Below are 759 nucleotides of genomic sequence, written 5' to 3' on the forward strand. Positions count from 1 at the left end.
ATCTGTTTTAAAAGATTAGGGTGCTTTCTTAACCAATGTTTGGAATTGGTTGTTTTAGTATAATTCTTTTTTGGTTTTATTAATAAATGTTCTTCTTTTAAATACTTAAATAAGGCATCTCTCCCTATTTTTATTTTAAGTCTATTAAAGTCAGGCTTTAGCAAATAGTACAACTTACGGGTTCCTATTCTTGGCATTTCTCTACGAATAGCTAATACTAAAGGTTTTATTAGTGATAAGGCTTTTGCTCTGGCTTGCTTTCGCTTGATAGCTTGATAAACAGCTTGTCTGCTTATTCCTAACAATCTACAAGAATGAGAAAGAGTTACTTCTTTGTCTTGTCGGATGATTTGGATTGTTGGGATAAAAGCTTTTTTCTAATAGCAGTACCAAATTGTTGATCAGAAACATCTATCATCGTATTTAATAATAGGTTTCTTAGCTTTTCATCTTCTAATTCTTTCTCTAGACGTTTTATCTTTTGAGCTGGTGTTTCTTTTGATTTTGGCATTTGATGAAAATTAGGCTTACTCCAATCTAAAGTACCATATTTTCTTAACCATACCAAAACGGTGCTCCTACCTTGAATACCATAGATCTTTTGAATCTGTTTGTAGGTGTAATTGCCTTTTTCTACTTCTGATACAAGTGCTAATTTAAAGCCCAAATTGTAATCGCGTTGAGTTCGTTTAACTCTTTTGTTCTCTTTACTTTTCATTAATAAGTCGATTTTTTGTCAACTTATTTCAGGACGGGACA

The 759-nt window shown here is 31.9% G+C and carries 1 pseudogene; it reads right to left on the reverse strand.

The features are described 5' to 3' along the window. Positions 1–718: pseudogene (locus tag Q0997_RS20225) on the reverse strand (helix-turn-helix domain-containing protein); the annotation flags it as partial. Positions 719–759: the final 41 nt, after the last annotated feature.

It is taken from the genome of uncultured Lacinutrix sp. (genome assembly GCF_947500325.1).
GTDB lineage: Bacteria > Bacteroidota > Bacteroidia > Flavobacteriales > Flavobacteriaceae > Lacinutrix.